This window comes from Yimella sp. cx-51 (assembly GCF_017654605.1).
In the GTDB taxonomy this organism is placed as follows: Bacteria; Actinomycetota; Actinomycetes; order Actinomycetales; family Dermatophilaceae; genus Yimella.
Window position 1 is genome coordinate 2,769,381 of the sequence record NZ_CP072113.1, and the last position, 26,817, is coordinate 2,796,197.

Consider the following 26,817-nt stretch of genomic DNA (forward strand, 5'->3'; position numbering starts at 1 on the left):
GGTGCAAGGAGGGGCTCGACTTCCTACACCGGTACTAACCGGATCAGGTTCGAGGGTCTGCGGCCTGGTGCCGCACTCTCAGCGCTCGGTGCGCTCCCCTGTCGTTTCCGCGACCGACGCTACACGTTGCCGCCTTCCGGCGGGGCAACGGTCCATGTGCCGCTCATCGCACGCACTGCGCGGGGACGATTGCCCACATCCTCGCCGCCAAACGTGGCAGGCTCTCCCCGAAGCACTTACCAGCGCGGCCGGACTTCTCGGCCATCGACAGGAGGAACACATGGGTTCTCTGGTGTGGAAGATCGTCGCCGCCGCCGCCGGCGTGGCCGCGACCCAGATCGCCACGAAGGTCACGACCAAGGGGTGGGGCCTCGCCACCGGCAACCCGGCTCCGGTCGGCCGCCACGACCCGAACTACTCGGCGAAGCAGACCGCTCTCTACACCCTCTTCGCGGCCGGCGTCGCGCAGGGCATGCGCGCACTCGGCGAGCGCAAGGCCGCTGAGTACTGGACCAAGTCGGCTGGTCACCCGCCGCAGGCCGTCGTCAAGGAACACCAGAAGGCGTTGGAGAAGGCGCAGAAGAAGGCCGCCAAGGCCTGAACCCCGCTCATCCGGCGCGCCACGTCGAACCCACACTTCGGGTCTTGACGTGGCGCGCAGTTATGCTCGCGGCCTGTCGGCTAGGACTGCCAGGGCGTGCCAGCTCCTTTGATCTCGTTGAAGACCAGCCAGGTGCGGGTGCCGAGGACGCCGGGGATGGCCTGGATCTGCTCGAGCACGAGTTCGCGCAAGGCCTGGTTGTCGGGCGCGTGCACCTGCGCGATGACGTCGAACTCAGAGCCCATGAGGGAAATGCGGTCGAGATACGGCAACTGTTCCAAGGCTGCGCTGACCGCGCGCCAGGAGTTCTGCTCGATGTTGATTGCCACGTAGGCGGTGGTCGTCAGTCCGGCGGCGGCCGGATCGATCGCGATGGTGAAGCCCTTGATCACGCCCCGTTCGCGTAGCCGCTCGATCCGGGCGTACGCGCCCGCGCGGCTCAGGTGCAGCCTTTCGGCGAGCGCCCGCACCGACACCCGCGAATCGGCGACCAACTCGGCGATGATCCGTCGGTCGACCGAGTCGACGCCCTCGACCGATCGTCCATCTGCGACCCGACTCCGATCGAACTTGCTGGACGAATTGCTTCCTGAACCGTCATTCATGAGCCGATCATCCACCACTTTCCACCGAACTTGAGCCAGGTGGCACGAGGCGCGACGATAACGTGATGCAGACCACAACGCAGGACGTCGCGGTCGAGGCGTTCCTGCCTTCGCCGCGTCCGGTGCAGCTGATCGATCCCACCGGCGCGGAAGTGACCCAGGAGGGCACCCGCCGCCCCTACGCGATGCCGACCGCCGACCGACTGCAGGACGTCTGGCGCCACATGGTGCTGGGCCGCCGGTTCGACCTGCAGGCCACCGCGCTCACCAAGCAGGGACGCCTCGCCGTCTACCCCTCTTCGCGCGGCCAGGAGGCCTGCCAGGTGGGCGTCATGCGCAGCCTCACGACGCGCGACTGGGTGTTCCCGACCTACCGCGAATCGATGGCGCTGGTCACCCGCGGCATCGACCCAGTCGAAGTGCTCACGCTGCTGCGCGGCAGCGCACACTGCGGCTACGACCCCATGAAGCACCGCACCGCCGCACAGTGCACGCCGCTCGCCACCCAGTTGGTGCACGCCGCAGGCACGGCCGACGGCCTACGGCGACGAGGCGAGGACAGCGTCGCACTCGGCTTCATCGGCGATGGTGCAACCAGCGAGGGCGACTTCCACGAAGCGCTCAACTTCGCCGCAGTCTTCGATGCCCCGGCGATCTTCTTCGTGCAGAACAACAAGTACGCGATCAGCGTGCCGCTGTCGAAGCAGACCAAGGCTCCTTCGTTGGCGTACAAGGCAGTTGGTTACGGCATGGCCTGCGAACAGGTCGACGGCAACGACCCGGCCGCGGTACTCGCCGTGATGGACGCCGCCCTGCGCCACTGCCGCGGCGGCAGCGGCCCCTTCCTGATCGAGGCGCACACCTATCGGATGGACGCCCACACCAACGCCGACGACGCCAGCCGCTATCGCTCCGGCGACGAGGTGACCGCCTGGCTCGACCGCGATCCGATCGCGCGACTCGAGGCTTACCTGCGTGCCCGCGGCCTGCTCAACGACGACCAGGCCAATGCTGTGCGCCAGGAGGCCGAAGCGTTGGCCACCGACCTGCGCGACCGGATGAATGTCGACCCGCAGGTCGACCCGATGTCGCTCTTCGACAACGTCTTCAGCCAGAGCACCCCGCAGGTCGAGCAGGCACGCGCGATGGTGCGCGCCGAACTCGACGCCGACCAGGAGGAGGGGCGATGACCACTCTCGAAGCACCCGCCGCCACACAAACACTCACTTTCAGCAAGGCGATCAACCAAGCGCTGCGCGACGCGATGGCGCACGACGACAACGTCCTGATGTTCGGCGAGGACGTCGGCGTGCTCGGTGGCGTCTTCCGCGTCACCGACGGGCTCACCAAGGAGTTCGGTGAGGAGCGTTGTTTCGACACCCCGCTGGCCGAGAGTGGCATTGTCGGCTTCGCGATCGGCCTGTGCTACACCGGTTTTCGTCCGGTTGTGGAGATGCAGTTCGATGCCTTCGCCTATCCGGCGTTCGAGCAGATCGCGTCCCACGTCGCCAAGATGCACAACCGCACCAACGGCTCGGTCAGCCTGCCGATGGTCATCCGGGTGCCCTACGCCGGGGGCATCGGCGGCGTCGAGCACCACTGCGATTCCAGCGAGGGCTACTACGCCCACACCCCCGGCCTGAAGGTCTACACGCCCGCCACGCCGGAGGATGCCTACTGGATGCTGCGCGCCGCCATCGACGACCCCGACCCGGTGGTTTTCATGGAGCCGAAGGTCGCCTACTGGAACAAGGCGGACGTCGACACCTCTGCTCCTGGTCAACCCGTCGGCGAGGCGGCGGTGCGCCGGCCGGGCAAGGACGTCACGCTCATCACCTACGGTCCGTCGCTGGCGATCAGCCTGAAGGCAGCCGCCGCTGCGGCCGAGGAGGGCTGGGACGTCGAGGTCATCGACCTGCGCAGCATCGTGCCGCTCGACGACCGCACCGTCATGGAGTCGGTGCGCCACACCGGCCGCTGCATCGTGGTCAGCGAAGCACAGGAATTCGCCGGTGTCGCAGGCGAACTCGCCGCCCGTATCACCGAGCAGTGCTTCCACTCCTTGGCCGCGCCGGTGCTGCGGGTGAGCGGACTCCCGCTGCCCTACCCAGCGCCCATGTTGGAGCACACCTACCTGCCGGGCGTCGATCGCATCCTCGATGCGATCGAGCGTCTGCAGTGGGACGACGAGCCCGATCTCACCCACCACGGGGTGCAGTCGTGAGCGATCAGGTCTTCCAACTGCCCGACCTCGGCGAAGGCCTTACCGAGGCCGAGATCGTGGAGTGGCTCGTGGACGATGACGCGCAGGTGAGCATCGACCAGAACGTCGTTGTGGTCGAGACCGCCAAGGCCACGGTCGAGGTGCCGATCCCCTTCGCCGGGCGTGTTTCCGGGCGGCACGGTGCCGTTGGTGATGTCGTCGCGGTGGGTGCACCGCTGATCACGGTCGCGGGAAGCGCTTCGTCCAGCTCGTCGGCCGGGGGCGGTGCGTCGGACGAGGGTTCGGGCGCGGTGCTCATCGGTTACGGCACCGGGCACGGCCAGACCTCCCGTCGCCGTCGCGGTGGTGCTCGGGGTGCTGCTGCAGTTGCTCCTCCCGCACCAGTTGTTCCCGCGCCGGCCTCGCCGGTGGCCGCTCCCGCAGCGGTCGCATCGGAGGCGTCGGCCCCAGCACCAGCCGCTGCGGTCTCGCCTCCCGAAACCGCTGCCCCGCAGGTCATTTCGCCTTTGGTACGCAAGCTGGCGCTCGACCACGGCATCGATCTGCTCTCGCTGCGTCCGGCTGTCGGTGAAGTGCTTCGCCGCAGCGATGTCGAAGCGGCGATCAGCAGTCGGCCCTCTTCGTCGTCGGGTCCTGCGGCGGCTGCCGCTCTCCCTCCGGCTTCGGCCACCGTCGAGGCATCGGCTTCGGTCGAGGGTGACGAGCGCATCCCGCTCACCGGGCTGCGTCGGGTGATCGCGGACAAGTTGTCGACCTCCCGCCGCGAGATCCCGGACGCGACCACCTGGGTCGATGTCGATGCCACTGGCCTGATGTCGGCGCGTGATGCGCTGCGCGAACAGGGCGTGGGTCTGCTCGCCCTCCTGGCACGGTTCTGCGTGGCCGGGCTGCAGCAGTTCCCCGAACTCAACGCGTCCGTCGACGGCGATGCGATCGTGCGACACAAGGCGATCAACCTCGGCTTCGCGGCGCAGTCGCCCCGCGGACTCGTCGTACCGGTCGTGCGCGACGCCCACACCTTGTCGACGCGTGAACTTGGCGCAGCGCTGGCCGAACTCACCCGACGCGCCCGCGACGGCGAACTGTCGCCCGCCGAACTCACCGGCGGCACCTTCACCCTCAACAACTACGGGGTCTTCGGGGTCGACGGCTCGACGCCGATCATCAACCACCCCGAAGCGGCGATGCTCGGGGTCGGCCGCATCATCGATCGGCCGTGGGTGGTCAACGGCGAACTCGCGGTACGCAAGGTCAGCCAATTGGGATTCACCTTCGACCACCGAGTGTGCGACGGCGGATCAGCCGGCGGCTTCCTGCGATTCGTCGCCGATGCGGTCGAGCAACCGCTGCGACTGCTCGCCGACTGCTGACCCACACAGACCACACACATTCGATGCCAACCGCGTCGCTGCGCAGCCCAGGTGCTGCGTAGGATGCGCCCTGGTAACTCTTACATCTTTCGGAGGAAGCAATGACCACCACACACGTTCGCCGTGGCGCCGTAGCAGCCGTTGCCGGTGTTTTCCTGATGGGCGGCCTGGCGGCCTGCGGTGGCGCAGCCGTCGAGAAGTCCGATGTCGAGAAGACCATCAAGCAGAAGCTCACCGAGAGCGGCGTGAAGGTCGAGTCCGTCAAGTGCGAGGACAACCTCAAGGCCGAGGTCAAGGCCAGCACCGACTGCGACGCCAAGGTCGGTGGCACCACGCAGAAGCTGCGCGCCGTCGTGAAGTCGGTCGACGGCAAGACCGTCAACTACACCGTCGAGAAGCGCTGAGCCCCTTTAGTTTTCACGAACGGGCGGTCACCTTCGGGTGGCCGCCCGTTCGCATGGCCGCGGCCGGTTTCGACACGCCCACTCGTTTCTCGTGCTCTGCTCAACCACCGGACGCGAGGCCCTTCCTCAGTGCCCGGTCGTCAGCTCCAACGCCTTCGCGATGGGCACGCCCGGGCGGTAGGCCAAGTGCAGATGGCTCGGGGCGTCCAGCACTGTCAGGTCTGTTCGCGCTCCCACTCGCAGCACACCGATGTCATTGCGCCGCAACGACTTCGCCGCACCGGCAGTGGCTGCCCACACCGCTTCACCCGGGGTCATCCGCATCTCGCGCACGGCGAGCGCGATGACGAAGGGCACCGAGTTTGAGTAACAGGTGCCCGGGTTGCAGTCACTCGCCAGAGCAACGGTGGCGCCGGCATCGATCAGGTCGCGGGCTCGTGGGTAGGGCATGCGGGTGGAGAACTCCACTCCCGGAAGCAGGGTGGCGACGGTGTCGCTGCCCGCGAGTGCTTCGACGTCCGCGTCACTGAGGAAGGTGCAGTGATCGACGCTGGCGGCGTCGAGTTCGACGGCCAACTGCACCCCCGGCCCATGACCCAGCTGGTTGCCGTGCACCCGGAGCGCCAGCCCCTTCGCCGCGCATGCCTCCAGTACCCGCCGCGACTCGTCCTCGGTGAAGGCGTAGGCACTGTTCGGCTCACAGAAGACGTCGGCCCACTTGGCATGGGGTGCGCAGGCGTCCAGCATCTCCCCCGCGACGAGGTCGACGTAGGCGGCGCGGTCGTCCCGGGCCTCGGGCGGGACGACGTGTGCGCCGAGGAAGGTGGTCTCGTCGGTGAATTCGCGGGCGATACGCAGCGAGCGCGCTTCGTGTTCGACATCCAGGCCGTAGCCCGATTTGATCTCGACCGTGGTGGTGCCCTGGGCGCGCATCTGTTGGATGCGAGCACCCACGAGCGCGCGCAGCTCGTCGTCGGATGCACCGCGGGTGGCGGCCATCGAGACGGCGATGCCACCACCGTCGTAGGGCTCGCCGGTCATGCGGGCGGTGAACTCGGCCGATCGGTCACCGGCGAAGACGAGGTGGGTGTGGCTGTCGACGAACCCGGGCAGCACCGCGCGGCCGCCGAGGTCGATTCGCTCATCGGCGTCCGGCGCTTGGGTGGCAGGTCCGATCCACTCGATTCCGTTGTCGCCCAGCACGATTGCGGCATTCTCGACAATGCCGAGCAGGCCGCTTTCTTGAGCGGAGTCGTTGGTGACGAGTTCGGCGATACCGGTGACCAGGGTTGTCATGCGTCCTCCCAGAAGGGTGCGATGGCGTCGGTGAGTAGGCGTCCGACATCTCCGAGGCGATGCTGGCCGTCGGAGACGATCTGTTCTCCGCTGGTCACGACGGCGTGGACATCGGCGGCGGTGGCGCTGAAGGCGATCTGTGCGGGGTGGCTGCCGGCAGTGCGCGGTGAGTCGAGCCGCACGGAGATGAAGTCGGCGTGCTGCCCGACGGCCAGACTGCCGATCTCGCCGAAGCCGATGCTTGCGTAGCCCGTCGCGAAATCGAGAAGCTCGTTCGGGGAGAAGTGACCGCGCTCATTGGTGCGTAATCGGTCGTGCATCTCGACCGCCCGCATCTCCTCGAACATGTCGATGACGGCGTGCTGGTCGCTTCCGAGGGTGAGCTGAACTCCACTGTCTCGCAATGCCTTCGCCGGTCCGATGCCATCCGCGAGGTCACGCTCGGTGGTCGGGCAGAAGCTGGCATGCGCGTTCGCCCGCCCCAACAGGGCGATGTCGGTATCGGTCAGGTGAGTTGCGTGCACAGCCGTGAGGTTGCGGTCGAGCAGCTGCGCATCGGTGAGAAGCTGCGTCGGGGTCCGTCCGTAGTACGCGAGGGCAGCCTCGTTCTCGGCGGGTTGTTCGCTGAGGTGGATGTGCAAGGGAGTGTTGATCCAAGTGCCGTCGCACACGTGGCTGGCCACATTCGCCGCAGCCGACAACTGATCGAACGGGACTGCTCGCACCGAATGCATGGCGGTGGCGATCGTGCTCCGGCCGTGGTCAGTTTCCAAGCGGCTCACTCGATCGGCCCACGCCATCACATCCTTGTCACCGAATCGGCGTTGCTGCGGCGAGAGTTCTGTGTGCCCATCTGCCGTGAGACCCCCGGCCAGGTAACAGGTGTCGAGCAGGCACAACCTGATGCCGGCGTCCCGAGCAGCCTGCTGGAGCGCCTTGCCCATCTCGTTCGGATCGTCGTACGGCGTGCCGTCCGGGTTGTGGTGCACGTAGTGGAACTCCCCCACCGCGGTGATGCCGGCAAGCGCCATCTCCGCGTAGGTGGCGCGGGCGAGCGCGAGGTAGTTCTCCGGATCAAGTTGTGTAGCAACGTGATACATGCGGTCGCGCCAGGTCCAGAAGGTGCCGTCCTGGTCGTGAGTACGTCCGCGTAGCGCGCGGTGGAAGGCGTGGCTGTGGGTGTTGGCGAAGGCGGGCATCGTGACGCCAGGCAACCGCACATCACCCGGCTCGGCAGGGGTGCTCTCGATCGAGAGGATCCGCGGACCAATCCGTCCCTCCAGCAAATCGGCGTGAGTTTGTGGCCTTTGTGCACCGTACGAAGGCCACAAACTCACGCCGATTTCACCCACGGTGATGCGTACCGACGGACGCGTGCCCTCGGGCAGCTGCGCGTACTCACACCAGTAGGTGGTGGCCCCTGTGCTCATGAGTCACCCGCCAGGTCTTCCAGCACCGCGACCAGCGCGTCCACGCCGCGGTGGCAGTCGTCCGCCTCCGCGAACTCCTCCGGAGTATGCGAGCTGCCCGTGGGATTGCGCACGAAGAGCATCGTCGTCGGCACCCCTGCGTTGGCGAGGATGCCGGCGTCGTGGCCAGCTCCGGTGCCGAGCATGGGGGTCTGATCGCCGAGCACACTTCGCACCCGGGCCGTCAGGGACGCATCGAAGTGGGTGGTGGGCGTCCACGACTCCTGGGTGAGGACGTCAGGGAAACGTTGTTCGAGCGCCTCGATCGTCGCGAGTACGAGTTGCTCGTCGCTGCTGCGGGCGTCCAGCCAGGCGGTGACGTGCGACGGGATCGCGTTGACGCCACCGGGTGTCACCTTCAGCTTCCCGACCGTTGCGACACAACGCGATTCGCCGTCACGCGCAGCGGCCTCCTCGCGTGCCGCCACAGCGAACATCGCCGCCTTGAGCATGGCGTCGTCCCGATCAGCCAGGGCGGTGGTGCCGGCGTGGTCGGCGCGTCCGGAGAAGTCGGCACGCCAGCGTCCGTGTGGCCAGATGTCGGTGCCCACGGCCACAGCCGAGGTGGACGGGTCGAGGTCGGCGAGAGCCCGTCCCTGCTCGACGTGTAACTCGATGAAGGCCCCGACGCGGCGCAGCGTTTCATCGTCGCCGCCGATGTCAGCCGGACGTCCGGCCTTCTGCAGCGCTTCCGCCATCGTCACACCGTCGGCATCCTTCAGGCCGAGGGCACGCTCACCAGTGAGCGCTCCGGTGATCACCCGCGAGCCCGCACATGCGACGCCGAACCGCGCACCTTCCTCGTCGCCGAAGTTGACGACACCGATCGGTCGGCGGGGCTGAAAACCCTTCTCCTGCAAAGCCGCTACTGCCGCAAGCGATGAGACGACGCCGAGCGGGCCGTCGAATGCTCCGCCATCAGGCACCGAGTCGAGGTGAGAACCCGTGACGACACCGGGCTCACTGTCGGGATCACCCCACCAGGCCCATTGGTTGCCCATGCGGTCTTCGACGAGGTCGAGTCCAAGCGCGGCGCATTCAGCCGCGAACCATTCGCGCAGCGTGTGATCTTCCCGGGTGAGCGCAAACCGCCGGTAGCCACCGGACGAAGCGTCCCGGCCGATCGGCTCGATCTGTGCCCACAGCCGGTCGAAGTAGGAATGCACAGCAGTCACCCTTCCAATCTAGAGTCGAGCGCATGGCTGAGGACGAACCCACGACTGCCGCGATCGACGCCGTGCGTGCTGCAGGCATCGAACACACCGTCACCCGGCACGGTGAGGTGTCGAGCTTGGCGGAGGCGGCTGCGGCGCGGGGCATCGAGCCACGCGATCTGATCAAGACGCTCGTCGTGCGAGTGACCGATGACGAGTACGTCTTCGTGCTGGTGCCGGGCGACCGGAAGTTCTCGTGGCCGAAGGTGCGTGCGCTGCTGGGCAGCAACCGGCTGTCGATGCCCGATGCCGACACGGCAAAGACGGTCACCGGGTACGAGCGCGGCACCATCACTCCGTTCGGCTCGACGACGGCATTGCCCGTCTACGCCGACGAGCACCTGCGCGGTCGCACGATCAGTCTCGGCGGCGGCGGTCATGGCGTCGGACTGACCGTGCGGGGCGATGACCTCATCACTCATTTCGACGCGACGGTCGCCGACCTCTCCGAATAGCCCACCGACCGCCCGCAGGACGCGGGTCAGCGCGACTCTCCTGGAGGCCGTCGGGGTGGGGTTCATCGTCAGGCGCCGGCCTTGGGTGCCTTGCTGGACGCCGCCTTCTGGGTGGCGGCCTGCTGCGCGGCTTGGGCGCCACCCGCGTCACGCACGACCGGCGTCATCGGCACCTTCGCCCCACGCTCGGACGCCACGTCAACCGCGCGCTGGTAACCGGCGTCCGCGTGCCGGAAGACACCCATGGCGGGGTCGTTGGTCAGCAGGGCATTGAGCTTGGCGGCTGCCAGCTCGGTGCCGTCGGCGACGCCCACCTGACCGGCGTGGATCGAGCGTCCGATGCCGACGCCGCCGCCGTGGTGCAGCGACACCCAGGTGGCGCCGGAGCTGGTGGCGGTCAGCGCGTTGAGCAGCGGCCAGTCGGCAATGGCGTCGGAGCCGTCGAGCATGCCCTCGGTCTCGCGATAGGGCGAGGCGACCGAGCCGGAGTCGAGGTGGTCGCGGCCGATGACGATGGGAGCCGACACCTTGCCCTCCTTGACCAGCTGGTTGAAGAGCAGTCCGGCCTTGTGACGCTCGCCGTAACCGAGCCAGCAGATGCGCGCCGGAAGACCCTCGAACTCCACGAATTCACCTGCGGCGTCGAGCCATCGGTGCAGGTGCTCATTCTCGGGGAAGAGCTCCTTGAGCGCCTTGTCGGTGACCTTGATGTCTTCGGGGTCACCCGAGAGGGCCACCCAACGGAAGGGGCCGAGCCCTTCACAGAAGAGCGGACGGATGTAGGCCGGGACGAATCCGGGGAAGGCGAACGCGCGGTCGTAGCCGGCCGAGCGGGCTTCGTCGCGGATGGAGTTGCCGTAGTCGAAGACCTCGGCGCCGGCGTCCTGGAATTCCACCATCGCCTGCACCTGGGCCGCCATCGACTCGCGCGCCTTTTTCGTGAAACCGACAGGATCACCCTCGGCTTCGCGCTGCCACTCGTCCACACCGACCTCGATCGGGAGGTAGGAGAGCGGATCGTGGGCGGAGGTCTGGTCGGTGACGACGTCGATGCTGATGTCGCCGGCCTGGTGTCGCTTCAGCAGTTCGGGGAAGACCTCGGCGGCGTTGCCGACGATGCCGATGGAGACGGCGCGCTTCTCCTCGCGGGCGGCGTTGGCGCGGGTGATCGCGTCGTCCAGGTCGTCGGCGATCTCGGCGAGATAGCGCTTGGCGACGCGACGCTCCATGCGGGTGCGGTCGACGTCGGCGATCAGGCAGACACCGCCGTTGAGGGTGACGGCCAGCGGCTGCGCGCCGCCCATGCCGCCGCAGCCACCGGTGAGGGTGATCGTGCCGGCGAGGGTGCCACCGAAGCGCTTGCGGGCGACCGCAGCGAAGGTCTCGTACGTGCCCTGCAGGATGCCCTGGGTGGCGATGTAGATCCACGAGCCGGCCGTCATCTGGCCGTACATCATCAGACCTTCGGCTTCGAGCCGGCGGAATTCGGGCCAGGTGGCCCAGTCGGGCACGAGGTGGGAGTTGGCGATGAGCACGCGCGGCGCCCACTCGTTGGTGGTGACGACGCCGACCGGCTTGCCCGACTGCACGAGCAGAGTCTCGTTGGGCTGCAACGTCTTCAGTGTCTCAACGATGGCATCGAAGGACTCCCAGTTGCGCGCGGCCTTGCCGGTGCCGCCGTAGACGACGAGGTCGTCGGGGCGCTCGGCCACTTCGGGATCGAGGTTGTTCATGAGCATGCGCAGCGGCGCCTCGGTCTGCCAGCACGTGGCGTTGAGCTCAGTGCCACGAGGAGCACGAACCGGACGCGGTCCGCTCTCGGTGGATGCGTTCATGGTGGATCTCCTTCTCGGGTAAGTCAGTTCAGTTGACCGAGCGCGGTCTCGGCGGCCTGCACCGCCATGCCGTGGGTGACGAGCGATGCGATGCGCTCGATCTCCGGCGACAGGTAGCGGTCGGACCCGGGGGCAGGTAGTTGCAGGTGGTCGATGAGGGCTTGGGCTCCGCCGCCGGGTTGCAGCGGGGCGCGCAGTTGGATGCCCCGGGCAGCGGTGATGAGTTCGATACCGAGTACGCGGGCAAGACCGTCGACGCTACGCCGCAGCTTGCGTCCGCCCGCCCAACCCATCGACACGTGGTCTTCCTGCATGGCACTGCTCGGAATCGAGTCGACGCTCGCCGGGGCGGCCAGACGCTTGAGTTCGGAGACGATGCCGGCCGAGGTGTACTGCGCGATCATCAGGCCGGAGTCGACGCCCGGGTCGTCGGCGAGGAAGGGCGGCAAGCCGTGGTTGCGGGCGACGTCCAGGAAACGGTCGGTGCGGCGCTCACTCATGCTGGCAACGTCGGCGATGACGACGGCGAGGAAGTCGAGCACATAGGCGACCGGGGCGCCGTGGAAGTTGCCATTCGATTCGACGCGGCCGTCGAGCGTGACCACCGGGTTGTCGACCGCCGCGGCGAGTTCGCGTTCTGCGACCGTGATGGCATGCGCGAGAGTGTCGCGGGCGGCGCCGTGCACCTGTGGGGCACAACGCAACGAGTAGGCGTCCTGCACGCGAGTGCACGCGCTCGGGTCGCGGTGCGACCGGCGGATCTCGCTGTCCGACAACATCTTTCGCATGTTTTCTGCTGCGGCGGCCTGACCGGGGTGCGGACGCAGCGCCTGCAGGTCTGCCGCGAAGACATCATCGGTACCGAGCAAACCTTCGACGCTCATCGCGGCGGCGAGATCGGCCGTGGTGAGCAGCATGCGCAGGTCGTCGATCGCCAGGCAGAGCATGCCGAGCATGCCGTCGGTGCCGTTGATGAGCGCCAAGCCCTCCTTCTCCTCCAGCACGACGGGCTCGATACCCGCGGCGTCGAGAGCGCGCGCGGCGTCCATCTGTTCGCCGTGCTTGTCGAGCACCTCGCCTTCGCCCATGAGCGCGAGCGCGCAGTGCGACAGCGGTGCGAGATCACCCGAGCAGCCCAGCGAGCCGTACTCGCGCACGCACGGGGTGATGCCGGCGTTCAGCATCGCGACGTAGGTGTCGAGCGTCTGCGGACGGATACCGGTGCGGCCGGTGGCAAGCGTCGAGATGCGCAGGAGCATCAGCGCCCGCACCACCTCTCGCTCGACCAACGGGCCAGACCCAGCGGCGTGGGAGGCAACCAGCGAGTGCTGCAACTGCTGCCGCTTGGCGACCGGGATGTGCTTGGTGGCCAGCGCGCCGAAACCTGTGGAGATGCCGTAGTGCGGCACCGTGTCGTGCGCCAACTCTTCGATAATGCGGCGCGACTTCTCCACCTCCGCGCGAGCCTCGTCGATGATGCGGATCTGCGCGCCGCGGCGGGCGACTGCCACCACGTCGTCGATGCTGACCGCGCCGATGCCCACGTCCACCGTCTGCGGGGTGGGCGTTTGCTGCTCCTCGGAGAACCATCCGAAGGTCGTCTGCTCTTGGCTCATGTGATCCATTGCACTGCCTTCCCTGCCCCGGAACCACCCGTCGCGTATCGATGTTGTCTCAGATATGAGACAGTGCGGCATGGTCCTCCGAACCGCAACCGCGGCCCTTCCAACAGCAAACGCGGCGCTTACCTGCAAACGCGGCCGTTGCAGCTACCGCGTCAGCGAAGAAACGCCGCGTTTGCGATGGGCGGTGGGCCATGCCGGACGCCGGTGAAGCGCTCGGGCTGCTCCAGCTACTAGCGCGCCGCGGCACCCCTCAACCAAGCGCGGCGCTCGCCCGCGAGTTGGGGCTGCCCCGTTCGTCCACCTATCGACTGCTCGGAGTGCTGCGCGACGCCGGCTTCGTCACTCACTCCCGGGACGACCAGCGCTGGGGCCTCGGGGTCGCCGCGTACGAACTCGGCTCGGCGTACACCCGGCAGCAACCGCTCCAACGCGTCGCCCTTCCAACGATCCGCCGCCTGGTCGACGAAACCCAGCAGAACGTCCATCTCGCCGTACTGCACGGGCGCGACGTGCTCTACGTGATCGAGGAACGCGCCCCTGGGCGTCCGGCTCTGGTGACGGACGTCGGCGTCCGCCTACCCGCCACGCTCACCGCGTCCGGCCTGGCGATGCTGGCCCGACTGCCGTACGCGCAGGTGCGGGCGTTGTTTCCCTCGCGCAGTGACTTCGTCCAGCGACACGGCGTCGGCCCCACCTCGCTCACCGCCTTGCGCTCCGAACTCTCGCAGGTGCGCGCACGTGGGTACGCCTTCGAAGACGGCTCAGTCACAACAGGATTGGCATCCGTAGCCGCCTGCGTCTTCGACCACACCGGACAACCGGCCGCCGGCCTGGCAACCACCTTCGCCAGTGACCTCAAGACGGCCGAGCGCGAGCGCCTCGTCGAGCAGGTGTTGGCGGCTGCTGAGTCGCTCAGCCAGCGCCTGGGTTTTCGAGCGTCCATAGCTTGATGACCGGCGCTGGGGACCGAATCAGCGAGGTTCGGAATCCCTGTGCGTCGCACAAGCACCCCACAAACCGGACGCAAATCACACGTTTCGGTCAGGCAGGCTCAAGTGATTGTCGCAACACCTCTACCGAGGAGGTGTCATGGGAAGAATCAGGCGTGTGCCGTACCGGCTGGTCCTTGACAGCTTGGCGATGGGCCACAGCGTGCGTGAGGTCGCGCGCCTGACGGGCGTGTCGAAGTCACGGGTTCACGAGCTTCGTCAAGAGGCTGGGGGCATGTTCAGGCCACCCGGGACCCGGTACAACGACCGTTATCTGTGCACCGCGGACCGTCAGGACCTCCAGGACCTCCATCGTCGCGGGATGAGCATCCGCAAGATCGCTGAGGAGATGGGACGCTCACCCTCGACGATCAGCCGGGAGTTACGCCGCAACCTGCATCCCGACACCGGCGTCTACCTCGCCCACACCGCCGACACGCTCGCGCACCAGCGGCAACGCCGGCCCAGAAACACCAGACTCGAAGAAAACACTGTTCTGTGTCAGCGAGTCCAAACAGACCTGAACAAGGGCTGGTCACCGGAACAGATCAGCGGCCGACTCAAAGTCGACTACCCCGATGATGAGTCCATGCAGGTCAGTCACGAGACCATCTACAAGGCCATCCTGATCCACCCCGGCGGGGAGATGAAACGCCTGCTCACCGCCCATCTACGGACCGGCCGAACCCTGCGCCGGCACCGCGGGCGCCGCGACCGTCGGGGGCGCATCCCGGGCCTAGTCTCCATCGCCGAACGCCCCACCGAAGCCGATGACCGGCTAGTCCCCGGCCACCACGAAGGTGACCTCATCCGCGGCACAGTTGTCTCCCGCTCCGGGATCGGCACCATCGTGGAGCGCACCACCGGCTACCTCACTCTGGTCCACCTGCCCGACGGGTGCCGCGCCGAACCCGTCGCTGAGGCCGTCGCCCAAGCCATGATCGACTACCCCCCGTTCTTCGCCAAGACCATCACCTGGGACCGCGGGACAGAGATGCACAGCCACGCCAAGATCACCGAAGCCACCGGCATCAACGTCTACTTCGCCGATCCCCATAGTCCCTGGCAGCGCCCCAGCAACGAGAACACCAACGGGCTCCTACGCCAGTACTTTCCCAAGGGCACCGATCTCTCCGTCCACACCGCCGACGAACTCGCCCAGGTCCAAGAGCTCCTCAACACCAGACCCCGCAAACGACTAGGTTTCAAAACACCAGCAGAGGCCTACGCCGAGCTGCTGCAAACCCACAGTGTTGCGACCAACCCTTGAATCCGCCTCATCAGAACGTACCTTTTGCGTCCGGTTTGTGCGGAAGTACCTCACTCGACGAAGAGGGCGTGCTGTTCCAGGGTGAGCCGTCCTTCCACCCGTCCCTCGGCGCCGTCGCTCAGGACGAATCCCAGTCGCATCATGGCTGCCTGCGCGGCGTGGTTCTGCGCCGAAGTGTCGGCGCACACCGCACGCATGCCCGCGTTGCGCGCCTCGTCGATGACAAGCCGCATCGCCTCCACCGACACCCCGCGACCACGCGCCGACCGTGCCAGCCAGATTCCGCATTCGACGACGCCGTCCTCATCCGTGCGCTTCAACCGGACGCTGCCCGCTGGCTCACCGTCGACCAGCACGGCCCAGGTCGCCTCGCGATCGGGTCCATCGACGCCGGCACGACGCGGCCGGTGGTAGCTCTCGAACCATTCGATCCGCTCGGGGCTCCACCCGGAGCCTTCCGTCAGCGGCGGCGTCACCTCGTCCGCGGCAGCATCGGTGACGGCGACCCGCGCCAGTTCAGCGAGCACTTCGTCGGTGACGGCCTCGAGCCGGACAGTTGGCATGGCGATCAGGATAGGGCGGACCGGCACCCATCCCAACCGAAAATCCGCGTGAGTTTGTGGGGTTCGTACGACGACGAACCCCACAAACTCACGCGGATTTCAGGAGTCAAACCCTGCCGCGCGCAAGCGCTCAGCGGAAGGCGTCCGCCCCGGTGAGCACCTTGCCGAGGATGAGCTGGTGCACCTCGGACGTGCCCTCGTAGGTGAGCACCGATTCGAGGTTGTTCGCGTGCCGCATCACGGGGTATTCGCTGCTGATTCCGTTGGCGCCCAGGATGGTTCGCGATTCGCGGGCGATCTCCAGAGCCGCGCGGACGTTGTTGAGCTTGCCGAGGCTGATCTGCTCCGGACGCAGCTTGCCCTCGTCCTTCAGGCGGCCCAGGTGCAGCGCGAGCAGCATCGCCTTACCGAGTTCGAGCGCCATGTCGGCGAGCTTGGCCTGGGTCAGCTGGTAGCCGGCGAGCGGCTTGTCGAAGATCTGCCGGTCGCGGGAGTAGGCGATAGCGGTCTCCAGGCTGTCGCGCGCTGCCCCGACCGAGCCGAAGACGATCCCGAAGCGGGCCTCGTCCAGGCACGACAGCGGGCCGCGCAGACCGCGCACCTCAGGGAAGACGGCGTCGGCCGGCAGGCGCACACCATCGAGCACCAGTTCAGAAGTCACCGACGCGCGCAGCGACATCTTGCCCTTGATCTCCGGCGCGGAGAATCCGGGCGTATCGGTCGGCACGACAAAGCCGCGGATGTCACGGCTCGACTCACCGGTCTGTGCCCACACCACGGCGACGTCTGCCACGGAGCCGTTGGTGATCCACATCTTGGATCCGTTCAGCACCCAGTCGTCACCATCGCGCTTGGCGAAGGTGCGCATGCCGCCAGGGTTGGAACCGAAGTCGGGCTCGGTGAGGCCGAAGCAGCCGATCGCATCACCGGCAGCCATCGCCGGCAGCCACTGCTGCTTCTGCTCCTCACTACCCCAGCGGTAGATCGCGAACATCGCCAGCGAACCCTGCACCGACACCAGCGAGCGGACGCCGGAGTCGATGGCTTCGAGTTCGGTGCAGGCCAGGCCGTACGCGGTGGCGCTGGTGCCGGCGCAGCCGTAACCCTCCAGGTGCATGCCGAGCAGCCCGAGGTCACCCAGTTCCTTGGCCAGTTCCTTGGCGGGGAGGGCGGCGTCCTCGTACCACTGCCGAATGCGCGGACGCACGGAGCGATCCAGCGCCGACCGCACGGTGTTACGGATGTCGAGGTCGATGTCGCTGACCTGCCCATCGAGGTCGAACAGTTCCAACGGGGTGGGCGGAGTGCTCATGGCGCCTTCCTAGTGCTGAAGTTCAGAGAGTTCACTAAATGATGCGTGGTCGACCCGGGCCAGGCGCCCGCCGCGACGAAGCAGCGGGCGCCTGGCCGATCGAATCAGAAGTCGAACTCGACGCCCTGTGCGAGCGGGAGTTCACCCGAGTAGTTGATCGTGTTGGTCGCGCGACGCATGTACGCGCGCCATGCGTCCGAGCCCGACTCGCGTCCGCCGCCGGTCTCCTTCTCACCACCGAAGGCGCCACCGATCTCGGCGCCCGAGGTGCCGATGTTGACATTGGCAATGCCGCAGTCAGAACCGGCTCCCGAGACGAAACGCTCGGCCTCGGCCTGGTCGGAGGTGAAGATGCTGGACGAAAGACCCTGCGGCACAGCGTTGTTCATCTCGATGGCCTCCTCCAGCGTGTCGTACGCCATCACGTAGAGCACCGGCGCGAAGGTCTCCGTCTGCACGACCTTCGTCTGGCCGGGCATCCGCAACAAGGCCGGACGCACGTAGTAGGCGTCGGAGGCCTCATCGACCAACTCACGCTCGCCGCCGGCACGCAGGTCACCGCCCTCAGCCTTGGCCGCCTCGATCGCCGCATTGAATCCCTCGTACGAGCGCTTGTTGACCAGTGGGCCGACCAGCGTGCCGTCGGCCATCGGGTTGCCGACCTTCAGTGAGCCGTAGGCGGCCGCCACGCGGTCGACGATCTCGTCAACCACCGAGCTGTGCGCGATCACCCGGCGCATCGTGGTGCAACGCTGCCCGGCGGTGCCAGCCGCGGAGAAGACGATGCCGCGGGTGGCGAGGTCGAGATCTGCCGACTGAGTGACGATGGCTGCGTTGTTGCCACCCAGCTCGAGCAGGCACCGACCGAAACGCTCCGCCACCTTGGGCGCAACCTCGCGGCCCATGCGGGTGGAGCCGGTGGCACTCAGCAATGCGACCCGGGTGTCGGTCACCAGTGCCTCGCCGACGTCCGCCGCTCCGAGCACTACTTGGCTGATCTCCGGGTCGTGGCCGCAATCGCGCAACGCCTGCTGCATCAGCGCGTTGCAGGCCAGCGCGCACAGCGGCGCCTGCTCCGACGGCTTCCAGACGACGGTGTCACCGCACACGAGCGCGATGGCGGTGTTCCACGACCACACGGCGACCGGGAAGTTGAACGCGGAGATCACGCCGACGACGCCGATCGGGTGCCAGGTCTCCATCAGTCGGTGGCCCGGACGCTCGGAGGTCATCGTGCTGCCGAACAGCTGGCGGGAGAGACCGACTGCGTAGTCGCAGATGTCGATCATCTCCTGCACCTCGCCGAGCGCCTCGGAGGTGATCTTGCCGACCTCGGCGCTCACCAGGGTGCCGAGGTGCTCCTTGTGCTCGACGAGCAATTCGCCCAGCCGCTTCACCACGGCACCGCGCACCGGGCCGGGGGTGTCACGCCACTTCGGGAAGGCGGCAGCAGCGGCGCCGATCGCCGCTTCGACGCCCTTCGCGTCGGTCCAGCTCAGCGAGGAGACCTGCGCACCGGTCACCGGCGACAGTCCGACGTGATCACCGGCATGCGCGTCGAGGTCGACACCGCATGCACGGGCAGCTGCGAGGGCCTCCTCGCGAACAGTGTCGGGGCTGGGCAGTGCGTGCTCAGTTGCCATGATTCTCAATCCTTTTCGAATGATCGTTCAGACGATGTTCTTCTCGGGGCGCGTCGCGTGCGCGAATCTCGCAACATCGAAACACGAGATGTCGACCATTGGCTGGTCGCCCCTGATGAGGTCACGCATGACCTCACCGAGTGCCGGCCCGAGCAGGAATCCGTGGCCGGAGAAGCCGGTGCAGTAGTAGAAACCGGGAAGGTCGTCGGCCTGGCCGACCAGCCCGTTGTGGTCGGGAGTCATCTCGTAGAGTCCGGCCCAGCCGGAGGCCATGCCCACCTCGGCCAGCGAAGGTGCCCGACGCTCAATGGCATCGAAGAGACCGGGCAGCCACTCCTCGCCGCGGTTCAGCTTGAAGCCCTCTGTTTCATTCTTGTCAGACATACCAAGAAGAAGTCCGGGGCCCTCGTTGTGGAAGTAGAGCGACGTGGCGAAATCGATGGTGAAAGGGGTGTCGGAAGGCAGCCCCGTCATCGGCTCTGTCACGAGGATCTGACGACGCATCGGTGTCACCGGCAGATCGACGCCGAACAGGCCGGCCACCTTGCCCGACCACGCACCGGTCGCGCACACGACCGTGTCGGCCTCGATGCGGCCCCTGCTGGTCTCGACGACGCGGATGCGTCCGCCACTGACCTCGGCACCGGTGACTTCGCAGCCGGTGATGATGCGGACGCCGGCCTTGCGAGCTGCTCGCGCGTAGCCGAGCACGACCGACTCCGGGGTGCAGTGACCGTCGCGCGGCGAGAAAGCCGCTGCCTTGATGCCGGTGATGTCGATCAGCGGAGACCGCCGCTTCGCCTCAGTCGGATCGATCATGTGGGCCTCGATGCCCAGCGACTGCTGCAACTGCACGGTGCGCTCGAAGTCGGCGACGTCCTCGTCGTTGTCGAGCAGGAAGAGATAGCCCACCTGGTGCAGGTCGATCTCCTGGTCGAACAACTCCCCGAAGCGCTCGAAGACGTCCAGGCTGTGCTTGCCCATGATGACGTTGATCTCGTCGGAGAACATCGCGCGGACGCCGCCCGCCGCCTTGCAGGTCGAGCCCGAGCCGAGCTGGTTGGTCTCCACGACCACGACATCGCGCACGCCTGCCTTGGCGAGGTGGTAGGCCGTACTCAGGCCGATCACGCCACCACCCATCACGACGACCGATGCAGTCGTCGGCACTGCTTCACTCACTGCTGAACCTCCTTGAGGGCTCGTGCGATGTCGTCCTCCGACAACAGCACCGTGTCTGCGGCCGGGCCGAGCGGGACGAAGGAGTCGACGCTGGCGACGCGTTGGATCTGACCTTGATAGCCGCCCTCCACCAGCGCGCTGACCACCGACTCCCCCACCCCACCGCTATGGCGGGTCTCGTCGACCACGACGACATGCGGGAAGGACGCCGCGACCCGCATCAGGTGCTCCACCGGGAGCGGGGTGATCCATCGCAGGTTGAAGACACTCACGTCCGGGCCGCCTTGTGCCCGAAGCGAGTCGGCCACGCGCACGCTCATCGGCACGCCATTGCCGAAGGTCACGACGAGGGCGTCCGGGCCGCCGCCGAGCTCTTGACCTTCGTCCAACCGGGCCTGGTCGCCGGCCCAGTCGGCAGGCGCGGTGTAGTCGGCGGCGAGTCGTCCGTCGCCGGCCTTGATGTCGCGCAAGTGGTAGAGCGCGATGGGCTCGAGAAGCACACACACCCGACCGTCGTTCAAGGCATGCGCGGCAAGGGTGCGGATCATCCGAGGAGCCTCGGCCGCGCTGGAGGGTACGCCGACGACGATGCCGGGGATGTCGGTGAGCACCGCCACCGAGTTGTCGTTGTGGAAGTGACCGCCGAAGCCCTTCTGGTAGGCGAGGCCGGCGATGCGCACGAGCATTCCGTTGTGGCACTGACCGTTGGAGAAGAAGCGCAGGCTCGCTGCTTCACCACGCAACTGGTCTTCGGCGTTGTGCAGGTAGGCGAGGTATTGGATCTCCGGCACCGGCAGGTAGCCCGCGAGCGCCGAACCGAGCGCCGTGCCGAGGATCGACTGTTCGTCCAGCAGCGTGTCGAAAGCACGCGCCGCGCCGAACGCCCGGCGCAGACCGCGGGTGACGCCGTAGACGCCGCCCTTGACGCCGACGTCCTCACCGAAGACGAGTGCCTGCGGGAGGGCCGCGAGCAGGTCGGTGAGCGAGGCGTTGATGGCCTGGGCGAGCGTGCGCGGACCAGAAGACTCCGGCAGAGCACCTCGAAAAGCCTTGTCCCGCAATTCATTCGACGCCGGCTCGATGGCGGCCACTGTGCGATCCGGGTCGACGACCAAGGGCGCGATCACTTCGGCGGCGGTGCTGAGGTGCCGCGTGGGAGTGAGCGAGTCGACGGCTTCGGCCACGCGTCCCCGCATCGCTTCGTACTCGTCCAGCACGTCCTTCGGGGTGCGCGCTCCGGAGTTGACCAGCGCAGAGGCCGTGGCCAGCAGCGGGTCGCAGTCGTAGTCGGCGAGGATCTCGCGCGGGCTGCGATAGGCGACTTCGGCGTCCGACCCGGCGTGACCCATGAGTCGGACGGTGCGCAGGTGCAGGATCGCCGGACGTCGCTCGGCACGCACCCGGGCGACGAGTTCGCTCGTCCTGCGAAGAGCCTCGGCGGGGTCGGTGCCGTCTGCCTCGACGTATTCGAAGCCGGGCCGGCTGCGCAGCATGCTCGCCGTCCACCCGGCCGGGGTGCGAACGCTGATGCCGATGCCGTTGTCCTCACACACCACGAGCAGCGGCATGGGCACGCCCTGGTGCACGGCATGGCCAGCTGCGTTGAGCGCTCCGACGGCGGTGGAGTGGTTGACCGAGGCGTCGCCCAGGCTGGCGACGACCACCGAGTCGTGCGGCCAGGCGAGCTCGACAGCTGCCTGCCGGGCACGTCCGATTGCGAAGGCAGCACCGACTGCGCGTGGCAGGTGCGAAGCGATCGTGGATGTCTGCGGGATGATTGCGAGGTCGGCATTGCCGATCACCTTGTGGCGGCCGCCGGAGATGGGGTCGTCGGCGCTGGCGGTCAGCGACAGCACCATGTCGCGCACCGCGTCATGGCCGGGCAACTGCGTCGCACGCATGCAGTAGAAGGCGCCGGCCCGGTAGTGCAACATCGCCGGGTCGGTGGGCCGCAGCGCCGCAGCCACAGCGGCATTCGACTCGTGACCGGACGAACCAATCGTGTAGTAGCCGAGCTTGCGCTGCTGCAGCGTGCGCGCCGCGAAGTCGAGATGCCGGCTGGCCAGCTGCGCCTGGAAGAGCTGCTCCAAGCCCTCGCCACCGGCGGGCACGGAAGGCGGCGCCGACTCCCAGGAACGAACGACTGCGGCGAAGTGTTCGTCGATCGAGGTGATCATGCGGGCTCGTCCACCAGCCATTGCCCGCGCAGCTCCATGGCGGTGCGCACGCGCGACTGGGCCAGATCGAGTGCTGCCTGGTGCGTGCCGCGGCCGGTGCGGGCGGCGGCGCCCAGCACGGCCGTGGTGTTGCCGCGCATCTTCTCGGTGACGGTCTCGAACACCCGGCGGGTGTCGACCGGGAACGGCGAGTATCGCGCGTCCATCGAGTAGGCGGCCGCGATGATGCCGCCGGCGTTGGCGATGAAATCAGGGACGATCGCCACACCCCGAGACTCCAGTACGCCCTTGGCGTCTGCGGTGGTCGGCATGTTGGCACCCTCGACCACCAGCCGCGCGGTCGTGGCATGGGCAATGTCGGTGCCGATCGCGTCCTGCCCGGCGGCGGGCACGAGCACGTCGCAGGGCAGCCGCAGCGCCTCGTCGCGATCGAGCAGCGGGCGTCCGTAGTCGCGGATTCCTTCGTCGCCGGCTTCGTCACGCAGCTTGGTGAGCGCGGCGACGTCGAGTCCGTCCGGATCGGCTACTGCACCAACGGCGTTGGAGACGGCCACCAGTACGGCGCCCATTTCCTGCAGGCGAGCGGCGGTGGCGACCCCGACGGCACCGAAGCCCTGGATCGCGACGCGTGCGCCCCGCAGATCGATGCCGGTCGTCTCGGCCGCAGCGCCGGCAGCTTCGGCGACGCCGTAACCGGTGATGCCGAGCTTGTCGTAGGGCGTGCCGCCCAGCGTCGCGGGAAGACCGGTCGCAACACCGCGGTCGCGCAGTTCGTCGACGAAGATCGCGGCGTCCTTCTCGGCCAGGCCCATGTCGAGACCGAAGACATACTCGTGCGGCACCTCGTTGGCCAGTGCGCGGGCGAAGGCCCGCAGGATCGCTTCCTTGCCCGGGCCGGTCGGGTCGCCGAGGATGCCGGCCTTGGCACCGCCGTGGAAGAGATCGACGGCCGCCCACTTCCAGGTCATGGTGCGTGCGAGGCGAGCGACCTCGCCGATCGAGAGATCGGCCGACATGCGAGTGCCGCCCTTGCCCGTGCCGCGGGCGGTGTTGTCGATGACGACCACGCCCTTCATCCCCGAGCGACGGTCGGAGACACACACCACCTTCTCCGGACCCCAGCGATCCATCAGTTGGAAGATGTCGACCTCGGGCATCAGAACCTCTTCGGACGTGGTGAATGTGATGCACACCACTTTGCCGACGAGCATTGATTCCGGCCATCCCTCAAGGCCGTCAGTTCTTTGCCGCAGCGACAGAATTGCTGCTGCTGCTCCTGCGGGTCTGGACGAATCGCACTGCTGCACAACATAGTTGCCAGACACCGACGAAAGGTTCGATCATGCGCGACGCCCCACCCACCTTGGTCCTGAACGCCTCCGACATCGAAGAAATCTTCACTCCCGACATCGCGATCGCCTCTCAACAGGAGGCCTTCGAAGGCCTCGGACGCGGCACCGCCGTGCAGCCCGAACGCATCGTCATGACCGACGACCACAGCGACACCTTCTGCTACGCGGCCAAGGTGTCTCCCACCTCCGGAGGCGTGTGCAAGTTCGGCGCAGTCGTGCCCGGCAATACCGCCCACGGCCTGCCGTCCATCTCGGCCACCGTGCTGGTGCTCGACCCCGAATACGGCACTCTCGCAGCCATTCTCGACGGCACCACTGTCACCACCATGCGCACCGCCGCTGCGTCCGCCGTGGCCGTCCGTGCGCTCGCCCGCAACGACTCGAGCGTGCTCGCAGTCATCGGTGCCGGGGTCCAGGGAGTGGCGCACGCCCATCTCATCGGCGAGGTGCTCGACCTCAGCGAGATCCGCATCTTCAGCCCCGACGAGGCGCAGTGTCGAAGCGCGGTCGACGCCGTCGCGGCGAAGACCGCCGCACGCGTGAGCGTCGCGACATCCGCCGCTGAGGCCGTGCGCGATGCCGACGTGATCGTCACCTGCACCACCTCCTCGACGCCGGTGCTGCAATCGACCGAGGTGGCCGACGGGGCGACCGTCGTGAGCGTCGGCAGCTTCGCGGCCGACCGCAACGAGCTCGACACGTCGCTCATGAAGCGGGCTGCTGCGGTGGTGGTCGATCACCTCGAAGTGGCCAAGGTGCACGCCGGTTCGGTGCGGGCAGCCGTCGCCGACGGAGCACTCGAACTGCGCGACGTCCAGCAACTCGGCGACGTGCTGGTGGGCAGCGCCATTGCCCGACAGGACGATTCGCAGGTCATCGTCTACAACACCGTGGGCATCGGCATGCAGGACGCCGCAGCGGCCGAAGCGATCTTGTCGACAGCACGCGAAATGGGTCGAGGAACACCGCTGCCGCAGTGACAAGCCTCAGAGGTGCTTAACCCACCCCAACGAACCGTCGCCCTTCGACCCCTGTTGTGACCTGAGTCACGCGTGGCAGGTTGGCAGACGAGCGGATGCACCAGCTGCCAGACCCGCGTGATCGACCCGGGCCAGAAAGGGCTACAGCATGAGCGAGACAACGACGCCGTCGGACAAGACCGCACAGGTCAGACCCACCAGCATCCATGCCCACGGACTGGTGAAGAAGTTCGGCGATGTCACCGTGCTCGACGAGGTGTCGATGGATGTCGAGCCCGGTCAGGTGGTGGCTCTGATCGGGCCCAGTGGTGCAGGCAAGTCGACCTTCCTGCGGTGCATCAACCTGCTGGAGCGCCCTACGAGCGGCACGATCACGGTGGGTGATCTGACGATCGAGACCAGCACCACCGTCAGCAGCAAGCAGCTATCAGACCTGCGGCGTGACGTCGGAATGGTGTTCCAGTCGTTCAACCTCTTCCCGCACATGAGCGTCCTGCGCAACGTCGCCCTACCCCAGATGCGGGTGCTCGGTCGTTCCAAGGACGAGGCGGAGAGCCGCGCCATGGACCTCCTCAAGCGGGTCGGGCTCGCGGAGAAGGCCGACCAGTACCCGTCCCGGTGCAGTGGTGGTCAGCAGCAGCGCGTCGCCATCGCCCGCGCGCTGGCCCTCGACCCCAAGGCGATGCTCTTCGACGAGCCCACCTCGGCCCTCGACCCCGAACTCGGGCTGGAGGTGCTGGAAGTGATGCGCGAGCTCGCCGCCGAAGGCATGACCATGCTCGTGGTCACCCACGAGATGCACTTCGCGCGTGACGTGTCCGATCACCTGGTGGTCATGGCGGACGGCCGGATCATCGAGGAAGGCGACCCGAAGCAGATCTTCACCGACCCGGCCCAGGATCGCACCCGTCGATTCCTGCGGGCAGTACTGGATCGCTGATGCAGTACATCAGTTCCATTGCCAGCGGCATCCCGTACACGCTCCTGGTCACCGTCAGCGGTTTCCTCATCGGTGTGGTCGGCGGTGTGCCACTCGCCCTGATGCGGCGTTCCCGAATCGGCCTGGTGCGCTTAATTGCTCGCTCCATCATCGAGATCGCCCGCGGCATCCCGCCGATCGTGTGGGTCTTCCTCATCTACTTCGGTCTGGGCAACGGCGTGATCACCGTCGAGGCCCTGCCGGCAGCCATTGCGGCGTTCGGATTGATCTCGTGCGCCTACCTGGCCGAGATCTACCGCGGTGGCCTCTCGTCGATCTCGGCCGGTCAGTGGGAAGCCGGCGAAGCCCTGGGCATGCGTCCCTCCCACCAACTGCGTGATGTCGTCGGACCCCAGGTGCTACGCCAGTCGATCCCGGCGGCCGCGACCTACGGTGTCGGGCTGCTGAAGGACTCCTCGATCGCCTTCACCATCGGCGTGACCGACATCCTCTTCCACGCCGACAGTGCAGCCAAGAGCTCCTCGTCCCCGATGGTTCCCTACCTGGTGGCTGCCGCGGCATACGTCATGATCACGATTCCTTGTGCGTGGGCGGCCAGGCGCGCCGACACCACTCTTCGCCGGCAGGTGGCGCGATGAACTTCATCTCCGACTGGGGCGACAACTTCCCCACTCTCTTCGAGGGCCTGCTGGTCAGCCTCAAGGTGACCTTCGGCGCACTGGCCATCGGTCTTCCGCTCGGTCTGCTGCTCGCGCTGGGCAACAGCAGCCGCAACTGGGTGCTGCGCGCCCTCACCATCGGCATCGTCGAACTCGGTCGCGGCATGCCCGCGCTGGTCGTGCTGCAAATCTTCTACTTCGGCATGCCGGGCTTCGGCGTCACGATCAGCTCGTTGATCTCCGCGATCGTCGCGCTGTCGCTCACCACCGCCGCGTACACCAGCGAGATCATCCGCGGCGGTCTGCAGGCGGTGCCCTCCGGCGAGGTGGAAGCCGCTGACGCGCTCGGCATGAACCGCTTCGACACCTTGCGTTATGTCGTCATTCCCCAGGGTCTGCGCATCGCGATCCCGCCGCTCATGGGCTTCGGCGTCCTCGTCTTCCAGATGAGCTCGCTGGCCTACACGATCGCCCTTCCCGAACTGCTCGGCCAGGCCTACAGCATCGGCTCGAGCACCTTCCGTTACCTGTCCGTCCTTACCCTTGCCGGCCTCATGTATGCGGCCGTCACGATCCCGGCGAGCTTGCTCACCGACCGCGCCCAGGCGCGAATGTCCCGCCACCTCAACCGCGCGGCCTGACCCCGCCCCTT

At 67.2% G+C, this 26,817-nt stretch carries 24 protein-coding genes and 1 riboswitch; of the genes, 12 read left to right on the forward strand and 12 right to left on the reverse strand.

The genetic code is table 11. From position 1 onward, the window contains the following. Positions 1 to 3: 3 nt before the first annotated feature. A riboswitch (TPP riboswitch) is annotated at positions 4 to 110 on the reverse strand. A gap of 170 nt (positions 111 to 280) precedes the next feature. Then, a complete protein-coding gene (locus J5M86_RS13195) occupies positions 281 to 601 on the forward strand; it encodes a DUF4235 domain-containing protein (protein ID WP_188059009.1) in 321 nt (106 codons plus the stop codon). 80 nt (positions 602 to 681) lie between these two features. On the opposite strand, the gene J5M86_RS13200 is transcribed toward J5M86_RS13195, so the two are convergent. Then, the gene (locus J5M86_RS13200; protein WP_188059008.1) at positions 682 to 1,206 is read right to left on the reverse strand and encodes an Lrp/AsnC family transcriptional regulator; all 525 of its coding nucleotides are present in this window, start codon (positions 1,204 to 1,206) and stop codon (positions 682 to 684) included. Between the two features lie 65 nt (positions 1,207 to 1,271). Between J5M86_RS13200 and J5M86_RS13205 the strand changes: the two genes are divergently transcribed. From J5M86_RS13205 to J5M86_RS13220, 4 genes are all read left to right on the forward strand, one after another. Beyond that, positions 1,272 to 2,396: a thiamine pyrophosphate-dependent dehydrogenase E1 component subunit alpha gene (locus tag J5M86_RS13205; RefSeq protein ID WP_188059007.1), complete on the forward strand. Its 1,125-nt coding sequence runs from the start codon at positions 1,272 to 1,274 to the stop codon at positions 2,394 to 2,396. Beyond that, complete coding sequence (locus J5M86_RS13210) at positions 2,393 to 3,430, forward strand: alpha-ketoacid dehydrogenase subunit beta (RefSeq protein ID WP_188059006.1); 1,038 nt, start codon at positions 2,393 to 2,395, stop codon at positions 3,428 to 3,430. Before J5M86_RS13205 ends, J5M86_RS13210 begins: the two co-directional genes overlap by 4 nt. Next, positions 3,427 to 4,800 carry a dihydrolipoamide acetyltransferase family protein gene (locus J5M86_RS13215; RefSeq protein ID WP_188059005.1) on the forward strand — a complete coding sequence of 458 codons (1,374 nt, stop codon included), beginning with the start codon at positions 3,427 to 3,429 and terminating at the stop codon, positions 4,798 to 4,800. The genes J5M86_RS13210 and J5M86_RS13215 overlap by 4 nt, the downstream gene beginning before the upstream one ends. Before the next feature lie 101 nt (positions 4,801 to 4,901). After that, positions 4,902 to 5,204 (forward strand): DUF4333 domain-containing protein, encoded by a 303-nt coding sequence (locus tag J5M86_RS13220; protein WP_188059004.1) that lies wholly within the window; start codon positions 4,902 to 4,904, stop codon positions 5,202 to 5,204. A gap of 126 nt (positions 5,205 to 5,330) precedes the next feature. Here the strand turns inward: J5M86_RS13220 and hutI are convergent, their stop codons facing one another. From hutI to J5M86_RS13235, 3 genes are read right to left on the reverse strand one after another with little or no spacing between them, the layout of a single operon-like run. After that, complete coding sequence (gene hutI, locus J5M86_RS13225; RefSeq protein ID WP_188059003.1) at positions 5,331 to 6,500, reverse strand: imidazolonepropionase; 1,170 nt, start codon at positions 6,498 to 6,500, stop codon at positions 5,331 to 5,333. Further along, positions 6,497 to 7,930, reverse strand: a complete 1,434-nt coding sequence (locus tag J5M86_RS13230; protein ID WP_188059002.1) for a formimidoylglutamate deiminase — start codon at positions 7,928 to 7,930, stop codon at positions 6,497 to 6,499. The genes hutI and J5M86_RS13230 overlap by 4 nt, the downstream gene beginning before the upstream one ends. Further along, a complete protein-coding gene (locus tag J5M86_RS13235) occupies positions 7,927 to 9,135 on the reverse strand; it encodes an allantoate amidohydrolase (RefSeq protein ID WP_188059484.1) in 1,209 nt (402 codons plus the stop codon). Before J5M86_RS13235 ends, J5M86_RS13230 begins: the two co-directional genes overlap by 4 nt. A 32-nt stretch (positions 9,136 to 9,167) precedes the next feature. Between J5M86_RS13235 and J5M86_RS13240 the strand changes: the two genes are divergently transcribed. Further along, on the forward strand, positions 9,168 to 9,638 hold the full coding sequence (locus J5M86_RS13240; RefSeq protein ID WP_188059001.1) for an aminoacyl-tRNA deacylase: 471 nt from the start codon (positions 9,168 to 9,170) through the stop codon (positions 9,636 to 9,638). Between the two features lie 68 nt (positions 9,639 to 9,706). Here J5M86_RS13240 and J5M86_RS13245 read toward each other — a convergent pair whose 3' ends face one another. Continuing rightward, on the reverse strand, positions 9,707 to 11,473 hold the full coding sequence (locus tag J5M86_RS13245; protein WP_188059000.1) for a urocanate hydratase: 1,767 nt from the start codon (positions 11,471 to 11,473) through the stop codon (positions 9,707 to 9,709). Positions 11,474 to 11,496: 23 nt separating this feature from the next. Then, positions 11,497 to 13,089 carry a histidine ammonia-lyase gene (gene hutH / locus J5M86_RS13250; RefSeq protein ID WP_188058999.1) on the reverse strand — a complete coding sequence of 531 codons (1,593 nt, stop codon included), beginning with the start codon at positions 13,087 to 13,089 and terminating at the stop codon, positions 11,497 to 11,499. Between the two features lie 200 nt (positions 13,090 to 13,289). Between hutH and J5M86_RS13255 the strand changes: the two genes are divergently transcribed. Beyond that, positions 13,290 to 14,048 carry an IclR family transcriptional regulator gene (locus tag J5M86_RS13255; protein ID WP_188058998.1) on the forward strand — a complete coding sequence of 253 codons (759 nt, stop codon included), beginning with the start codon at positions 13,290 to 13,292 and terminating at the stop codon, positions 14,046 to 14,048. Positions 14,049 to 14,322: 274 nt separating this feature from the next. Further along, a complete protein-coding gene (locus J5M86_RS13260; RefSeq protein WP_188059483.1) occupies positions 14,323 to 15,357 on the forward strand; it encodes an IS30 family transposase in 1,035 nt (344 codons plus the stop codon). Between the two features lie 50 nt (positions 15,358 to 15,407). On the opposite strand, the gene J5M86_RS13265 is transcribed toward J5M86_RS13260, so the two are convergent. The 6 genes from J5M86_RS13265 to J5M86_RS13290 form a co-directional block, all read right to left on the reverse strand. Next, positions 15,408 to 15,920, reverse strand: a complete 513-nt coding sequence (locus J5M86_RS13265) for a GNAT family N-acetyltransferase (RefSeq protein WP_188058997.1) — start codon at positions 15,918 to 15,920, stop codon at positions 15,408 to 15,410. Between the two features lie 130 nt (positions 15,921 to 16,050). After that, positions 16,051 to 17,232 carry an acyl-CoA dehydrogenase family protein gene (locus J5M86_RS13270; RefSeq protein WP_188058996.1) on the reverse strand — a complete coding sequence of 394 codons (1,182 nt, stop codon included), beginning with the start codon at positions 17,230 to 17,232 and terminating at the stop codon, positions 16,051 to 16,053. Between the two features lie 104 nt (positions 17,233 to 17,336). After that, positions 17,337 to 18,875: an aldehyde dehydrogenase family protein gene (locus J5M86_RS13275; protein ID WP_188058995.1), complete on the reverse strand. Its 1,539-nt coding sequence runs from the start codon at positions 18,873 to 18,875 to the stop codon at positions 17,337 to 17,339. A 27-nt stretch (positions 18,876 to 18,902) separates the two neighbouring features. Further along, positions 18,903 to 20,057, reverse strand: coding sequence for an FAD-binding oxidoreductase (locus J5M86_RS13280; RefSeq protein ID WP_244328367.1), 1,155 nt, complete (start codon positions 20,055 to 20,057; stop codon positions 18,903 to 18,905). After that, positions 20,054 to 22,234, reverse strand: a complete 2,181-nt coding sequence (locus J5M86_RS13285; RefSeq protein ID WP_188058994.1) for a thiamine pyrophosphate-dependent enzyme — start codon at positions 22,232 to 22,234, stop codon at positions 20,054 to 20,056. Before J5M86_RS13285 ends, J5M86_RS13280 begins: the two co-directional genes overlap by 4 nt. Beyond that, the gene (locus J5M86_RS13290) at positions 22,231 to 23,391 is read right to left on the reverse strand and encodes a Glu/Leu/Phe/Val dehydrogenase (RefSeq protein ID WP_223158314.1); all 1,161 of its coding nucleotides are present in this window, start codon (positions 23,389 to 23,391) and stop codon (positions 22,231 to 22,233) included. The genes J5M86_RS13285 and J5M86_RS13290 overlap by 4 nt, the downstream gene beginning before the upstream one ends. A gap of 185 nt (positions 23,392 to 23,576) precedes the next feature. Here J5M86_RS13290 and J5M86_RS13295 point away from each other — a divergent pair, with 185 nt between their 5' ends. The 4 genes from J5M86_RS13295 to J5M86_RS13310 all read left to right on the forward strand — a co-directional run bounded on the left by J5M86_RS13295 (position 23,577) and on the right by J5M86_RS13310 (position 26,806). Then, positions 23,577 to 24,566 carry an ornithine cyclodeaminase family protein gene (locus tag J5M86_RS13295; RefSeq protein WP_188058993.1) on the forward strand — a complete coding sequence of 330 codons (990 nt, stop codon included), beginning with the start codon at positions 23,577 to 23,579 and terminating at the stop codon, positions 24,564 to 24,566. A 148-nt stretch (positions 24,567 to 24,714) separates the two neighbouring features. Next, positions 24,715 to 25,506, forward strand: a complete 792-nt coding sequence (locus J5M86_RS13300) for an amino acid ABC transporter ATP-binding protein (protein ID WP_188058992.1) — start codon at positions 24,715 to 24,717, stop codon at positions 25,504 to 25,506. After that, positions 25,506 to 26,144, forward strand: a complete 639-nt coding sequence (locus tag J5M86_RS13305) for an amino acid ABC transporter permease (protein WP_188058991.1) — start codon at positions 25,506 to 25,508, stop codon at positions 26,142 to 26,144. The genes J5M86_RS13300 and J5M86_RS13305 overlap by 1 nt, the downstream gene beginning before the upstream one ends. Further along, a complete protein-coding gene (locus J5M86_RS13310) occupies positions 26,141 to 26,806 on the forward strand; it encodes an amino acid ABC transporter permease (protein ID WP_188058990.1) in 666 nt (221 codons plus the stop codon). Before J5M86_RS13305 ends, J5M86_RS13310 begins: the two co-directional genes overlap by 4 nt. Positions 26,807 to 26,817 lie beyond the last annotated feature (11 nt).

Coding starts and splice junctions, on each gene's coding strand:
- J5M86_RS13220 (WP_188059004.1), top strand. CDS start 4,902: ATGACCACCACACACGTTCGCCGTGGCGCCGTAGCAGCCGTTGCCGGT.
- J5M86_RS13230 (WP_188059002.1), bottom strand. CDS start 7,930: ATGAGCACAGGGGCCACCACCTACTGGTGTGAGTACGCGCAGCTGCCC.
- J5M86_RS13260 (WP_188059483.1), top strand. CDS start 14,323: ATGTTCAGGCCACCCGGGACCCGGTACAACGACCGTTATCTGTGCACC.
- J5M86_RS13210 (WP_188059006.1), top strand. CDS start 2,393: ATGACCACTCTCGAAGCACCCGCCGCCACACAAACACTCACTTTCAGC.
- J5M86_RS13310 (WP_188058990.1), top strand. CDS start 26,141: ATGAACTTCATCTCCGACTGGGGCGACAACTTCCCCACTCTCTTCGAG.
- J5M86_RS13300 (WP_188058992.1), top strand. CDS start 24,715: ATGAGCGAGACAACGACGCCGTCGGACAAGACCGCACAGGTCAGACCC.
- J5M86_RS13295 (WP_188058993.1), top strand. CDS start 23,577: ATGCGCGACGCCCCACCCACCTTGGTCCTGAACGCCTCCGACATCGAA.
- J5M86_RS13290 (WP_223158314.1), bottom strand. CDS start 23,391: ATGCCCGAGGTCGACATCTTCCAACTGATGGATCGCTGGGGTCCGGAG.
- J5M86_RS13270 (WP_188058996.1), bottom strand. CDS start 17,232: ATGAGCACTCCGCCCACCCCGTTGGAACTGTTCGACCTCGATGGGCAG.
- J5M86_RS13200 (WP_188059008.1), bottom strand. CDS start 1,206: ATGAATGACGGTTCAGGAAGCAATTCGTCCAGCAAGTTCGATCGGAGT.
- J5M86_RS13245 (WP_188059000.1), bottom strand. CDS start 11,473: ATGAACGCATCCACCGAGAGCGGACCGCGTCCGGTTCGTGCTCCTCGT.
- hutH (WP_188058999.1), bottom strand. CDS start 13,089: ATGAGCCAAGAGCAGACGACCTTCGGATGGTTCTCCGAGGAGCAGCAA.
- J5M86_RS13265 (WP_188058997.1), bottom strand. CDS start 15,920: ATGCCAACTGTCCGGCTCGAGGCCGTCACCGACGAAGTGCTCGCTGAA.
- hutI (WP_188059003.1), bottom strand. CDS start 6,500: ATGACAACCCTGGTCACCGGTATCGCCGAACTCGTCACCAACGACTCC.
- J5M86_RS13255 (WP_188058998.1), top strand. CDS start 13,290: ATGCCGGACGCCGGTGAAGCGCTCGGGCTGCTCCAGCTACTAGCGCGC.
- J5M86_RS13305 (WP_188058991.1), top strand. CDS start 25,506: ATGCAGTACATCAGTTCCATTGCCAGCGGCATCCCGTACACGCTCCTG.
- J5M86_RS13285 (WP_188058994.1), bottom strand. CDS start 22,234: ATGATCACCTCGATCGACGAACACTTCGCCGCAGTCGTTCGTTCCTGG.
- J5M86_RS13275 (WP_188058995.1), bottom strand. CDS start 18,875: ATGGCAACTGAGCACGCACTGCCCAGCCCCGACACTGTTCGCGAGGAG.
- J5M86_RS13240 (WP_188059001.1), top strand. CDS start 9,168: ATGGCTGAGGACGAACCCACGACTGCCGCGATCGACGCCGTGCGTGCT.
- J5M86_RS13205 (WP_188059007.1), top strand. CDS start 1,272: ATGCAGACCACAACGCAGGACGTCGCGGTCGAGGCGTTCCTGCCTTCG.
- J5M86_RS13195 (WP_188059009.1), top strand. CDS start 281: ATGGGTTCTCTGGTGTGGAAGATCGTCGCCGCCGCCGCCGGCGTGGCC.